Annotated in this window: 13 protein-coding genes; 1 reads left to right on the plus strand and 12 read right to left on the minus strand. The window is 48.7% G+C overall.

Annotated elements, in window-relative coordinates:
- The first annotated feature begins 6 nt into the window (after positions 1–6).
- Positions 7–396 (plus strand): GtrA family protein, encoded by a 390-nt coding sequence (locus IEW74_RS09235; RefSeq protein WP_188664074.1) that lies wholly within the window; start codon positions 7–9, stop codon positions 394–396.
- Between the two features lie 3 nt (positions 397–399).
- Here the strand turns inward: IEW74_RS09235 and IEW74_RS09240 are convergent, their stop codons facing one another.
- The 12 genes from IEW74_RS09240 to IEW74_RS09295 all read right to left on the minus strand — a co-directional run bounded on the left by IEW74_RS09240 (position 400) and on the right by IEW74_RS09295 (position 13,827).
- The gene (locus tag IEW74_RS09240) at positions 400–669 is read right to left on the minus strand and encodes a hypothetical protein (protein ID WP_188664076.1); all 270 of its coding nucleotides are present in this window, start codon (positions 667–669) and stop codon (positions 400–402) included.
- A gap of 137 nt (positions 670–806) precedes the next feature.
- Complete coding sequence (hflX, locus tag IEW74_RS09245; RefSeq protein WP_188664154.1) at positions 807–2,165, minus strand: GTPase HflX; 1,359 nt, start codon at positions 2,163–2,165, stop codon at positions 807–809.
- A 77-nt stretch (positions 2,166–2,242) separates the two neighbouring features.
- Positions 2,243–2,491, minus strand: coding sequence for an RNA chaperone Hfq (gene hfq / locus IEW74_RS09250; RefSeq protein ID WP_069185874.1), 249 nt, complete (start codon positions 2,489–2,491; stop codon positions 2,243–2,245).
- Positions 2,492–2,542: 51 nt separating this feature from the next.
- The gene (locus tag IEW74_RS09255) at positions 2,543–3,238 is read right to left on the minus strand and encodes an HAD family hydrolase (RefSeq protein WP_229734292.1); all 696 of its coding nucleotides are present in this window, start codon (positions 3,236–3,238) and stop codon (positions 2,543–2,545) included.
- A gap of 4 nt (positions 3,239–3,242) precedes the next feature.
- Positions 3,243–4,091 carry a D-amino-acid transaminase gene (locus IEW74_RS09260; RefSeq protein ID WP_188664079.1) on the minus strand — a complete coding sequence of 283 codons (849 nt, stop codon included), beginning with the start codon at positions 4,089–4,091 and terminating at the stop codon, positions 3,243–3,245.
- Positions 4,092–4,094: 3 nt separating this feature from the next.
- Complete coding sequence (trkA, locus tag IEW74_RS09265) at positions 4,095–5,471, minus strand: Trk system potassium transporter TrkA (RefSeq protein WP_188664081.1); 1,377 nt, start codon at positions 5,469–5,471, stop codon at positions 4,095–4,097.
- Positions 5,472–5,483: 12 nt separating this feature from the next.
- A complete protein-coding gene (ntrX, locus tag IEW74_RS09270) occupies positions 5,484–6,872 on the minus strand; it encodes a nitrogen assimilation response regulator NtrX (protein ID WP_188664083.1) in 1,389 nt (462 codons plus the stop codon).
- Positions 6,862–9,168, minus strand: a complete 2,307-nt coding sequence (locus IEW74_RS09275; RefSeq protein ID WP_188664085.1) for a sensor histidine kinase NtrY-like — start codon at positions 9,166–9,168, stop codon at positions 6,862–6,864. The genes ntrX and IEW74_RS09275 overlap by 11 nt, the downstream gene beginning before the upstream one ends.
- 106 nt (positions 9,169–9,274) lie before the next feature.
- The gene (gene ntrC / locus IEW74_RS09280) at positions 9,275–10,723 is read right to left on the minus strand and encodes a nitrogen regulation protein NR(I) (RefSeq protein ID WP_188664087.1); all 1,449 of its coding nucleotides are present in this window, start codon (positions 10,721–10,723) and stop codon (positions 9,275–9,277) included.
- Between the two features lie 18 nt (positions 10,724–10,741).
- Positions 10,742–11,839 (minus strand): two-component system sensor histidine kinase NtrB, encoded by a 1,098-nt coding sequence (locus IEW74_RS09285; RefSeq protein WP_188664089.1) that lies wholly within the window; start codon positions 11,837–11,839, stop codon positions 10,742–10,744.
- A 2-nt stretch (positions 11,840–11,841) separates the two neighbouring features.
- Positions 11,842–12,840, minus strand: a complete 999-nt coding sequence (gene dusB / locus IEW74_RS09290) for a tRNA dihydrouridine synthase DusB (RefSeq protein ID WP_188664091.1) — start codon at positions 12,838–12,840, stop codon at positions 11,842–11,844.
- A 177-nt stretch (positions 12,841–13,017) separates the two neighbouring features.
- Positions 13,018–13,827, minus strand: a complete 810-nt coding sequence (locus IEW74_RS09295; RefSeq protein WP_188664093.1) for a cytochrome C assembly family protein — start codon at positions 13,825–13,827, stop codon at positions 13,018–13,020.
- Between the last annotated feature and the right edge of the window lie 57 nt (positions 13,828–13,884).

Raw genomic sequence — 13,884 nt, forward strand, 5'->3', positions numbered from 1 at the left:
TTATCGATGGAAAAAATAAAACATTATGGACATTTTCTTTTTGCTGGCGCCAGTGCATTTCTGGTGAATACGATTATATTGTATGTTTTGAGCAATGTTTTAGGGGTGCATGCGTACGTTGGTCAGATTGTTGGGTTGTGGGGATCTATTACTGCAAGCTGGTGGATTAACCGTACTAAAACATTTAAGACAACAGCAGCACCCAGTTGGGTAGAATATCGCGCCTATTGTGGTTCGATGCTTCTTGCGTCTTTGACAAATTATATTTGTTATATTGGCGTTCTTGCCATTTATCCCGTTTTGGAAGAAAATCCGGTTATTGCCCTCTTTCCCGCAACAGCCGTTTCCATGTTCGTGAGCTATTTCGGCATGAAATATTTTGTTTTTAAAAAATAGCACTCAAGGTCTGTAAATATCGCGGTCCCGTTTATAGGCGTTTTCCAGCAGGTCCATGATGCGTTTGGCTTCCGGGTTATATTCGGCTTGTTGACGCATGGCTTTAGTGACGAAGGTGGCGAAGGTGACGGCTTCACCCTTTCCTTTTAGGTCATAATTGCGGGCGATTTCTTCCAGATCTTCGTGAATCAGGTGTTTCGCCATGACATTAAGCTGTTTTTTAACAAGCTGATGTCGGGAACGCCATCTGGCTTGTGCTTGTTTTGTTGCCATTTCTATTCCTCTTTCACATCTACTTGTAGATAAGATCATCTGTGTGATTTTACAAACAGTTTGCGGGAAAGAAGTTAAAGAAAGGCAAAAGAGAAGCACAAAGCCAGTTGGAAAGATAATCTTTGCGGACGGTTGCCCTAAGTGGGAGACCATCCGGTTGATTGTTGCGAATCTTCGTCTTTTTCTTCTGGTTCGATAGCAGGGAAAAGCTGCGGGAATTTTTGCTGAAAACGTGAGGTGTTCATGTCGTTCATTTTGACGGTGATATGAAATCCGTTCTCGCCTTCATTGCGTTCTGTCACTTCCCCATGCGCATAAATCCAACTGAGCATTTGACCGTCACTGTAAGGGACCTCGACTTCGAAGATCTGGAAACGTGCGCTGAGCAGTTTATTGATGTCATCAAGAAGTTGATCACACCCCTGCCCTGTAACGGCAGATACCATACTGACCAGACCGTTTGAGCGATTGACCCGATTGGCAATGATATCCAGATCTTCCTGATCCAGCAGGTCGGCTTTGTTATAGACCTCGATCAGGCAATCTTCGAGTTTTTCTTCCACCCCCAATGTTTTGAGAACATCCAGAACATCGGCTCGTTGTGCCTCTGTGTCAGGATGGGAGGCGTCTCTGACATGTAAAATGACGTCAGCCTCATGGACTTCTTCCAACGTGGCATGGAAGGCGGCAACCAATTCATGCGGGAGTTGGGAAATAAAGCCGACCGTATCTGAAATGATGACATCACGCCCGGATGGCAGCGTGATGGAACGCATGGTCGGGTCCAATGTGGCAAACAGCAAGTCCTGTGCAAAGACATCCGCTTTTGTCAGTCGGTTGAAAAGCGTTGATTTCCCGGCGTTGGTATAGCCGACAAGGGCAACGATCGGGTATGGCGTATTGCGCCGGGCTTTGCGGTGTAATTCACGGGTGCGTTTGACTTCGCCGAGGTCTTTTTTCAATCGAACGATACGTTCGTCAATGAGACGACGATCAATCTCGATTTGAGATTCACCGGGACCGCCAATAAATCCAAGTCCGCCACGTTGGCGTTCCAGGTGGGTCCAGGATCGCACCAAGCGGGATCGTTGATACGTCAGGGCCGCCAATTCAACCTGCAAGGACCCTTCTGCCGTGCGGGCACGTTCCCCGAAAATTTCAAGGATAAGTCCGGTACGGTCAATGACTTTGCAGTTCCATGCTTTTTCAAGATTGCGTTGCTGGATGGGAGACAACGCTGCATCAACAATGGCAAGCCCAATGTCATCGTCATCCCATTCGTCTTTATGCTTATCCACGCGGCCAATGGTGGTTGCCAGTGCCTCAACCACCCCTTGACCAAACAAGGTAGCCGGTTTGGGACGTGCAATATTGACGACTTCGCTATGGACCACATCAACATGAATAGCCAAGGCAAGGCCGATACATTCTTCGAGACGTGCCTGAGGGGAGCGTAACGCACCGCGTTCGCTTTTTAAATGCGGGTGAACGACCAAACAAGGAGTTCGGTCGTTATCATCGCTCCAGCCCGTTTTTGATTGGTTCTTGGGCGGATTATTTTCGTTCGTCACGTTTACTCTTCGTCTTCGCCGGACGGATCGAACAATTGTACCGGTGAAGAAGGCATGATTGTCGAAATCGCATGCTTGTACACCAGTTGTGTATGACCGTCTCTGCGCAGCAGCACAGAGAAGTTGTCAAACCAAGTTACAATCCCCTGGAGTTTTACACCGTTTACCAAAAAAATGGTGACGGAATTTTTTTGTTTACGAATGTGATTTAAAAAAACGTCTTGCACATTCTGAGACTTTTCAGCAGCCATGGGTCTATATTCCCTAATTATCTTTATCGTTGGCATTTATGGTTTGGTCTTTTATAGAGCTTGCTCGACTTGTTGATCAGTCTCCCAAACGTCACATTTATTCAATGTCGAAGCTAACTCCATGCAATTACTGAAATACCAAGAAGGAGGGAACTCGTCAAATTCTCCTTGACTCGGTGCTTGCTCTCTTATCAGTACGGATATACATCCTGAGTTGTGTGCGCACTCCAGATCCACATCTGTATCCCCTACGAACCAGACGTCTGAACCCCTAGGAATTCCGCTGTTTCCAAGGGCTAAATCAACGGGTGCCGGATTGGGTTTGTCCAGTTGAGCATCCCCTGCACCAACGAGCTTTTTGAAATATTTTCCCCAGCCTAAATGCTCAACTTCTTGGCGAAGGTATTTTCCCCTCTTGTTAGAGACAATAGCAAGGTAAAACCCCTTGCTGTATAAGGCTTTGAGAAGGTTTTCGGCACCCTCAATTGCCTGTAATTGACTGATATGGGATTCTTCGAATCGGGCATAAAATATTTTACCGGCTTCTTCCCAACGATCTCCGAATAATTCAGGAAAACTATCACGCATGGATTTACGAATGCGTTGGCGGGTTTCGTCATAGGTCCACGCCTTATGCCCCATTGCGACCAGCGTATGATTAATCGCATCGTGAATGGCTGGCCATGTATCGACAAGGGTATTGTCCCAGTCAAAGATCACGGCTTGTGGGCGGGGGAAATGGCTCACGTTTTTATTCCTCAAGAAAATCGGCATAGATTTTTGCAATTTGTTGGGTGAAAAGACCGGGCTTTCCATCTGCGATGGTTGTGTCGTCAATTTGAATGACGGGTTTGACGCAGGCGCTTGAGCTGGTCACAAAGGCTTCTTTCGCCTTTTTGGCTTCATCAAGGCTGAAGGCATCTTCAAGAATTTCAATACCTTTTTGCCCGGCTAGTTTGATGATGGCCTGTCGGGTAATGCCGTTGAGGATTTCGTGGGAGGGTTTGCGTGTTTGTAATCTTCCATCTTCGCGCAAAATCCAGGCATTGTTTGATGTCCCCTCGGTCACAAACTGGTCGTCAGTGACAAGCCATGCATCGTCAAAACCGTTATCCTGTGCTTTTTGTTTGCTCATGGAAGCTGCGAGTAAGGATGTGGTTTTTATATCGCAGCGTGCCCAGCGGATATCGGGCAGGCTCATTACTTTTATCCCTTTAAGGGGGACGTTTGCATCAAAGGGGGCCACCCGTCTTGCCGTCATAACAACGCTCGGCATTGTATTTTCGGGATAGGAAAAATCGCGTACGGCACTGCCACGGGTCACTTGCACATAGATCAGCGCGGTTTTCACACGATTACGCCTCACCAGTTCTTTGATAGTAACCATGAAGGCCGCTCGTGATTTGGGCATGTCCATATCCAGTTCATTCAAAGAATGTTCCAGCCGTTTCAGGTGTGCCTCTGCATCAATCAGTTTCCCTTTATAAAGATAAATGACTTCATAGACGCTATCGGCAAATTGAAAACCGCGATCTTCAATATGGACACTGGCATGTTCGTGCGGCACATAAGCACCGTTAACATAGGCAAATCTTGACATTTTTTAAAAGAACTCCAGACGGACTGAGAACATTTTTTCCACTTTGCGCACTGCATCGGATGCGGCAAACAGAACGATCCGGTCTTTGGGTTCAATGACTGTGCTGCCCCGTGGTGAAATGACCTGCCCATCGCGCACGATGGCCCCCAGAACAACACCATTGGGCATTTTAACATCACGCAACGGTGCACCGACCAGCGGTGAGGTTGCCAAGGCTTCGGCTTCGATCAATTCGCCAAATCCTTCGCGTAAACTATGAACGGAATGAATGCGACCTTTGCGCACTTGTTGCAAAATCTGGGAAACGGTGATGCTGCGCGGGTTAACAACAACGTCGATCCCCAAATTGTTCAAAAGAGGTTCATATAACGCCTTGTTGATCAAGGTCACTGTCCGTTGAGATCCCATGCGTTTGGCAAGTAAGGAGCCCAAAATATTGGTTTCATCATCATCGGTCACGGCGACGATGGTTTCAGCGGCGGTGACGTTGGCTTCGATCAAAAGTTCCTGATCACGGACATCCCCGCATAACACGGTAGTTTTCGTAAGCTGGGAAGCAATTTGACGGGCGCGTGTTTCACTTTTCTCAATGATTTTCGCATTGACCCACGGATATTCCCGTTCCAACTGTTGGGCGAGGAACAGACCGATATTGCCGCCACCGAAAATCAACAGGCGGCGGGCTTCTGTTTCATCGTGACCAAATGCTGTCAGGGCGCGCACCATATGTTCTTCATCGACAACAAAGAAGGCCTCGTCACCGGGGAGCAACTGGTCGTCCGCTGTCGGAATAATGGATTTTCCATCCCGAACCAGCCCGATGACGACGATATTGAGGTCAGGAAACAGTTGTGTCAGTTGGCGCAAAGGTGTGAAGACAAGGGGGCAGTCTTTTTCACAACGAACCCCGACAAGGCGAACTTTCCCATCACACAAGGGGATCATATCGGTTGCCCCCGGAACGGTTAGACGGCGCATAACCGCGCGGGCAACCTCGATCTCGGGTGAGATAATCACATCGATCGGTAAGTTGTCGCGTGTGTACAGATTTTGCCATTCCGGTGCGAGATAACATTGTGAACGGATACGGGCCACTTTCTTGGGGATCTTGAATAGAGAATGGGCCACTTGTGCGGCAACCATGTTGATTTCATCCGTATAGGTCACGGCAATCAGCATGTCTGCATCTTCTGCACCTGCTTCTTTTAAAACGTCAGGGTGACTGGCATGACCCGTTACCCCCCGACAATCCAGTGTGTCGGTGATTTTACCGATTAATGCGGGGGATTGATCGACAACAGTGACATCATTGTCTTCCAGCGCAAGATAATGGGCGATGTTGGAACCAACCTGGCCTGCACCGCAAATAATGACTTTCATTTCAGATTCTCCTTACGCTTTTGCTTTTTCGTCCATCGTCAAGTTCAAGGATTTTAACTTGCGATGAAGAGCGGAGCGTTCCATGCCGACAAAACTGGCCGTTTTGGAAATATTACCGCCAAAACGACTGATTTGAGTATTCAGATATTCACGTTCGAAGATTTCCCGCGCTTCGCGCAGTGGCAAGCTCATAATTTCACTGGTGGGGTCCCAATTTAATGTATCGGAATCACTGGTTGTAACCTCACGGGGCAACATATCGACTTTTATCGGGTCATCCGGTGTCCCTGGGGCCATAATTAAAATACGTTCCACCACATTGCGCAGTTCCCGTACATTTCCCGGCCAGTCATAGGCCTGCATGGCGGCTAGGGCCTCCTCACTGAAGATACGCGGTGAATGTCCCAGCACCTGTGCGGTTTTATTCATAAAGTAATTCGCGAGATAAGGAATATCTTCGCGCCGTTCAAATAAAGCCGGAAGATCAATTGGAACGACACTGAGGCGATAAAACAGATCTTCGCGAAAACGATCTTCTGCCATTTCCACGTTTAAATCTTTGGAAGATGCGGCGACAACACGGACATCAACTTCAACAGGGGTATTCCCCCCGACCCGCTGAAAACGTTGTTCCTGAAGGACGCGGACAATTTTCCCCTGTGTTTCGCTCGGCATATCGCTGACTTCGTCCAGCAACAGGGTGCCGTTGTGGGCTTGTTCGAAGAAGCCGACTTTGCCGGGATTGCCGTTGACAGCTTCAATACCAAACAGTTCGCTTTCTACACGGTCTGCGTCCATTGTTGCGCAATTGAGTACAACAAAGGGGCCTTTTGCTCTGCGTGATTGAAAATGAAGATGACGTGCGCAAACCTCTTTACCGGATCCGGCTGGTCCGTTGATTAAAACGCGGCTGTTGGATTGTGCCACCTTTTCAACGCTTTGGCGCAGTTGGTTTAAGCGAGAAGAAATACCGATCAATTCGCTTTCCACTGCGCCCCGGCTGCGCAATTCTTCGTTCTCGCGCCTTAAGGTCGCAGTTTCCAGTGCGCGTTCAACCGCCATTAAAAGACGATCGGTTTTGAAAGGTTTTTCGATAAAATCGTAGGCACCATCATGTAACGCCTTCACAGCCGTTTCAATGGTACCGTGACCGCTCATCATAATAACCGGCAGGTCGGGATGGTCTTTTTTCAGGGCCTTTAAAATGCCCAAGCCATCCAGCCTGCTGCCTTGTAACCAGATATCCAGCAAGACAAGACTGGGACGGCGTTTGCGTACACTATCCAAGGCCTGTACGTCACTGCCGGCTTCGCGCGGTTCATATCCTTCATCTTCAAGAATACCCGCCGTTAACATGCGAATATCGGCTTCATCATCGACAATTAAAATATCATACGCCATCGCTTACCAACCTTATTGCCATATCCATCGGGTTACTTTCTTTCTCTTTTTGCGGGCTGGACCCGTGTTCTTCCAATTCCGGGAAGTGCAATTCGACAATTGCGCCGCCCCCTGCTCTATCCTTCAAGGCCATTTTCCCTTGATGTTCTTCTACAATTTTTTTGGCAATTGCCAGCCCCAGTCCCGTTCCTTTGGTCCGCGTTGTGACGTAAGGGTCCGTCAAACGTTCGCGTTCTTCCTGTGGAAAGCCAATGCCGTTATCTTCAATACGAATAATGATTTCCTGATTGGTTTCCAAAAGCTCCAGCGAAACCTTTCCCAAGGGGGCATCATGTTCCGTTATATGTGCATCATCTGGATCAAAATCGTATTTTGAAAAGATGCCTTCCGCTGCATTTTTTACCAGATTGGTAAGTAGCCGGGCAATTTGCTGACGGTCGCACAGCAAGGTCATGTCCGGGGCGGCCAGTTTTATATCATATTCCACCATTTCTGTACGGTTGCGTTCCAGAAAGATGATCTCGCCGCATAACTCACTAATATTTTCGGGCTTCAGGACCGGGCGTGGCATGCGGGCGAAGGAGGAAAATTCATCAACCATGCGCCGCATATCGTCAACTTGTCGGATAATGGTCGCGGTACACATTTCAAATGTTTCGGGGTCACTGGTAATTTCTTTGGCGTATTTACGTTTAAGACGTTCTGCCGATAATTGAATAGGTGTCAGCGGGTTTTTAATCTCGTGAGCAATGCGCCGGGCCACGTTTGCCCATGCCGCCCGGCGTTGTGCGCTTTGCAGTTCGGTAATATCATCAAACGTCAGAACATAGCCGATAATATCGTTATCAACCCATTCTGCGGCAATGCTGGCATTGATGATACGCAACTGCCCATCCCGCAAAAGCTTAACTTCCCGTTGTGCGACGCGAATGGGTTTTTGCTGAGCTTGCGACAGAAGATCTTTCAATTCCGGGACGATTTTTTCCAAGGGCTGACCCGCAAGTGTACTGATTTCGCTTTTTAGAAAAAGACTGGCAAAACGGTTGGGGAGATGGATTTTGCCTTGTCCATCAAGACCGATAACACCGGCGCTGACCCCATCCAAAACCGTTTCGGTAAATCGGTTGCGCTCTGCCATTTCACGGTTTGCTTCAATAAGGCTTTCACGTTGCGTTTCAAGCTGTTCGGCCATACGGTTAAAGGCGCGACCAAGAAGACCGATTTCGTCCCCGCTATGGTCTTTATCAACCCGTGCGGCAAGATCGCCTTTGCGGATACGTTCGCTAGCGGTAATCAGGTCGATCAATGGCTGAACCATCTGGTTGGCAAAGGTCATCCCCAGCCATGCCGCAGCCAGCAGGAGCATCAATGCAATGACCATGAAGATCATAACAAAGCTGATGTGAATGCCTTCGCGCTGTTTTTCCAGTTCCGAATATTGTTTATAGGCATTTTCGACCCGGTCAATGGACCCACTGATTTCCGGTGGAATGAAGCGTCCGATAAACAGATAGGTGTCGATGTAGTTATCCAGTTTGACGATAGCTCGTGTTCGGTCGTTTTGCGGTTCAAAGGTGACGACAACTTCATTTTGGTCTGCCTGATCCAGAACTCCGCGTGATATTTGGTCAAAGGCAAGACTGAGTGTGAGTTCTGTGCGGGCAAGAACGCGGCTTTGCCCGTCAATGATGGCCGCTTCAACAAGATTTTTTTCTTGTGCCAGCTGGTTCAATTCACGTTCCAGAACGTAGCGGGAGCGTGAAAGCTGTGCGGCTTTGCGGTTGAGCGTGTTAGCCATCGCCAGTGCATCAATCTGAATGGACCTGACATGGGCATCACGATAGGCCTTGGCAACGGTTTGAGAGGAACTCAGCGCCGTTGAGACACGTTCACTAAACCAGGATTGCATCCCCAAATTTAAATATAGTCCGGCAAATACCGCGACCAGAATTGCCGGGGTTACCGCCAGCAAACTAAAAAAAACAACGAGCCGGGTATGAAGTTTCGAACCGGCAATGCCACGCGAATGTTGCGTGTGTAATTTGAGTATGCGCCGAATGATGAGGGCGCCAAGCAACAAAAGCAGGACGGCATCGACATAAAGCAGGTTCAGAATGTCGGATGGAGCAGCCCCTGAAGGACCGGAACTGGTCATGGCAACAAAAGTTGCGACACCTGATGTCACTGCGCAGATAACCAGCAGGAAAGCTAATTTCCGGCTTAGTCCCGTTCGACGAACCCAGGTCATCAGTTTGGTCAGTTGGTCAGCACTGGATTTGGGAAAAGACTCAGGCATGATGGCTTATTATAACTCCCTCGGCTTGCTTGCCTCATCGCATGTTGACAGGAGTTTAGACATATCTGTTGCAAAGTTGCAACGCCTGTTGCGCATTTACCAAAGATTATTTTACGGCATTTTTGGTTATAGGAATATTCAGTTCCCGAATTTTTTTGCGAAGGGTATTTCTGTTTAATCCTAAAAGTTGAGCAGACTTTATTTGATTGCCGTTTGTGGCTTCTAATGTCATGGAAAGCAAAGGGCGTTCCAGTTCTTTTAGGACCCGGTCATAGAGGCCGGAGGGCGGCAGGCTGTCGCCATGCGCATCGAAATAGGACCGTAAATGCTTTTCAATGGCAGAAGAAAGGTTATCCGGTTCACTATCGCCGCCACCGTTTGCACTTTGGGCGTTCAGTTCAGCCAATTCCTGTTGAATAACCTCCAAGGTGATGGTTTCTTGTGAATATAAGGCGGCGAGGCGTCGAATGACGTTTTCCAGTTCGCGGACGTTACCGGGCCAATTATGTTGTTTTAAACGTTCGAGTGCTGGTTTCTCAATCGTTTTCCACGGCAACCCTTCTTCAGCGACCTGAGATAGGAAATGGTTGGCGAGCTCAGGGATATCTTCTGTACGTTCACGCAACGGGGGTAATCGGATCGGCACCACATTCAGGCGATAATATAAATCTTCACGGAACAGACCTTGGCGGATCAGGCTGCGTAAATCGCGGTGGGTTGCGGCAACAATACGCACATTGGCTTTGATCGGGGTCGACCCACCGACTGTCGTAAATTCACCTTCTTGCAGGACGCGCAGAAGTCGGGTTTGTGCTTCGGCTGGCATATCTCCGATTTCATCCAGAAACAGGGTGCCGCCTTCTGCCTGTTCAAAACGACCGGATTTCCGGTTGGTGGCACCGGTAAATGATCCTTTTTCGTGACCAAACAATTCACTTTCGATTAATTCTTTGGGGATCGCCGCCATGTTAAGGGCGACAAAACTGCCATTTCGACGCTTGCCGTAATCATGGAGGGCACGCGCCACCAGTTCCTTACCTGTGCCGGACTCCCCTGTAATCATCACAGATAAATCGGTCCCCATCAAACGGGCAAGCGTGCGATAAATGTCCTGCATGGCAGGGGAACGCCCGATCAACGGAAGGTCTTCTTCCATGTTATTGGTCGGTACCGTGTGGGATTTGCTGGCTTGCGGGGTTTCAAGTGCCCGTTTGACAACGGATGTTAATTCATTGAGATCAAAAGGTTTAGGTAAATATTCAAAAGCACCGCGTTCGGTAGCGCGCACGGCTGTCATCAAGGTGTTTTGGGCGCTCATAACGATGCAGCGCAATTCGGGGCGAATTTTTTTGATACGTGGAATGAGATCAAGTCCGTTTTCATCGGGCATGACGACATCGGTGATAACCAGATCTCCTTCCCCATCATTGACCCATCGCCAAAGGGTTGAGGCATTTCCCGTTACGCGGACTTCATAACCGGCGCGCCCCAATGCTTGATTGAGAACGGTACGGATGGCAGCATCGTCGTCTGCAATTAGGATTGTTGCACTCATTTTATTTTCCCTTCTTTTCTATAACGGGCCGTTTTGTTTTTCGGAATACATGGGCAGCATTATGCGAAATATCGTCTTCTTGGGTTCGCTTTCGCATTCAATCAGGCCGCCATGATCGCCCACCATTTTTGCAACCAATGCAAGGCCAAGGCCGCTGCCCTTTTGTTTTGTCGTCACAAAAGGTTCGAACAGATGGGGGCGTAAATCTTCCGGTATGCCGGGGCCGTTATCTTGAATGGACACCATTAATGGTAAATGGACGCGTGTGTTGGACCCCGGAACCGCCAAGCGCACACCATGTTGGTAAGCGGTTGTTAAAGTGATTTCCGCGTTTTCACCTGTGGTGGCTTCACAGGCATTTTTGACAAGATTGAGAACGATTTGGATCAAGTTGTCTTTATTGCCAAAAACCAAAGGCAGGGATGGGTCGTAATTTTCAGAAAAACGGACATGGGAGCCAAAACCGTTTTGTGCCAATTGGCGAACATGTTCGAGAACCTGGTGAATATTGACACCATCGCGCTTGATGGGGCGACCATCTGTAAAGGTTTCCATGCGATCCACGAGGGCGCAAATGCGATCGGTTTCGTCCGTAATCAGCTTGGTCAGGGCTTTATCTTCTTCGCTGGCTGTGCTTTCCAATAATTGAGCCGCACCACGAATGCCGGATAAGGGGTTCTTAATTTCATGGGCCAACATGGCAGACATTGCGGTAATGGTACGCGCGGCGGAACGATGCTTCAGTTGCCGGGCAATCTGGTCGGCCAAAGACCGCTTGGTCAGGGTCAGGATGATTAAGGACGGATCTTCGACCAAGGGCGAGGCATGCGCGTTGACCAGATGTTTCCCCAGACGTGGCGATTCAAGCGTGATGCTGTTTTCCGAAACGGTGGCCTGATCAATACGGGCCTGATGGATCAGCGAAAGGATGGGGCTGTCGTTCGGGATGAATTCTTCCAGATCATGCCCTTTTAGATAAGGTGCGCTGGCTTGTAAAAGCTGTTCCCCTGCCGTGTTGACGAACTGGAGGATACCTTTTGAATTAATGACGAAGACGCAAGAGGCAACAGAATTGAGGATGACCTCACCATCAAAAGAGATGTTGGCTTTCGGCATGTTCAGGCAACCTTTCGGGTTATGTTATCGTTGTAAAATTTTTGAATTAGGTTGCGCACCTCGTCAGGCGAGGCAAGTTTCATAATTTGATTGCGAAAATCTGTGGCACCCGTCAGGCCTTTGCAGTACCAGCCGATATGTTTTCGGGCATGGCGCACACCGACATGTTCGCCGTAATGATCCAGCATGGCATCGTAGTGCGATAAAAGAATTTCACATTGTTCTTCTAATGAGGGTGGCGGTGTTTTTTGACCGTTTTCCAGATAGTCCATAACCTGCCGCAAGAACCACGGACGACCATAAGCCCCGCGTCCGATCATAACGCCATCCACACCGGCCTGTTCAATCATTTGTTCAACGTCTTCCAATGTGTTGAGGTCGCCGTTACCGATGACGGGAATATCAAGGCCTTGCTTGATCGGGGCAATGGCATTCCAGTCGGCATGACCGCTGTACATCTGATTGCGGGTGCGCCCATGAATGGTGACGCAAGCCAATCCAATCTCCTGTGCCATGCGGGCCAATGTCAGGGCATTCAGGTTGTCTTCATCCCAGCCAAGGCGCATTTTGACCGTAACGGGGATAGAAACGGCTTCTTTGACGGCGCGCATGATATCGCCTGCAAGGTCTTCATTGCGCATCAAGGCTGATCCAGCGAATGATTTCACGACTTTTTTAACTGGGCACCCCATATTGATGTCGATAATGTCAGCGCCGCGTGCTTCGTTTAATTTTGCCGCTTCTGCCATGATTTGTGGGTCTGTACCCGCCAACTGGACTGCAATGGGGCTTTCATCTGCGCAGGATGTTGCCATTTTTTGTGTTTTGTCTGAGGCCCGCAGCATTTCCTGACTGGCAATCATTTCGGATACAACAAGCCCTGCCCCGAAACGTTTTACCAGTTTTCGAAACGGCATGTCGGTCACGCCCGACATAGGGGCGAGCACAACGGGGCTTGTCAGCTTTATAGGGCCAATTGATAATGTCTGTTTTTTAATCATATCCACTCTCTGCACAAACTATAGGCATTTTATTGCAGCGCGGCAATCGAAAAAAAATGATTAAGAGGCAAAAAAACAGATTTTAATATCTATTATGGACAACGTAATGAAAGCCCCGGCAAAAATATGTGGGGCTTTCATGATGCGATTTTTGCAAAAGTGTGATTTTGTCTGTGTTTAGGTCATCATAACATCGGTGACGAATTTGACACCGAAGAAGCCGAGACTGAGCAACAGGTAAGCAACCAGCACAATACGGGTGGCTTTGCGCCCACGAATACCGCTTTTGTGATGCGCCCATAACAAGCCGGCAATCGCAATGAAAGTTGCAATGGAGAAAAGCGTCTTATGGTCGGCTGGCAGTAACTTGCCTGTTTCCATCATGGAGACACCCATACCGGACAAAACGCCAAGTCCCAAGATGATTTCACAGGCAATAAGCAGGTGAACCAATAATTTTTCACTATCGAGAATAGACGGCAAAATGCGGGTGAGTTTTGTGGGGCGTTTCTGTTTAAGGGCACGTTCCACCAAAAAAGCACTGAGTGCGGCAATGGCGGCGATTGTCGCCAAGGCATAGGTGAAGATTGAAATAAGGATATGGAAAGCAATCCAGTTGCTTAAAGGTCCGTCAGTATTTTCAATCACATGACCGGGAAAAGCAGACCAGAGAATCGCCCAAAGTCCCATTGCTGCCATATAAGGCATCAATAGTGGCGTTAAACGCCAAGCCAATTGATAGAATCCGCAAAGAATGGTGTGGCTGATAACAGTCGCAGAAATTGTGACCCAGATTGCCAAGGAAAGCGAGGTGCGCCATTCACCGGAAAGCTGAGCAAGGGTCCAACTTACAGAACCCGCCAATGCAACAGCCATGAGGGACCAGAAAGATCCCCCCTGCCCTTTGGGTTCTTTTAGAAAATAGAGCGCCGGGACAGCCAGAGCCAATACCGCGCTTAAACTGAAGATCATCGACTGTATCATCATGGCAGTATCTAGCCTTATGTGAGCCAAGGATGCAATAGCTATTGTCTGAAAACCTTT

This window comes from Terasakiella brassicae, assembly GCF_014641495.1.
In the GTDB taxonomy this organism is placed as follows: Bacteria; Pseudomonadota; Alphaproteobacteria; order Rhodospirillales; family Terasakiellaceae; genus Terasakiella; species Terasakiella brassicae.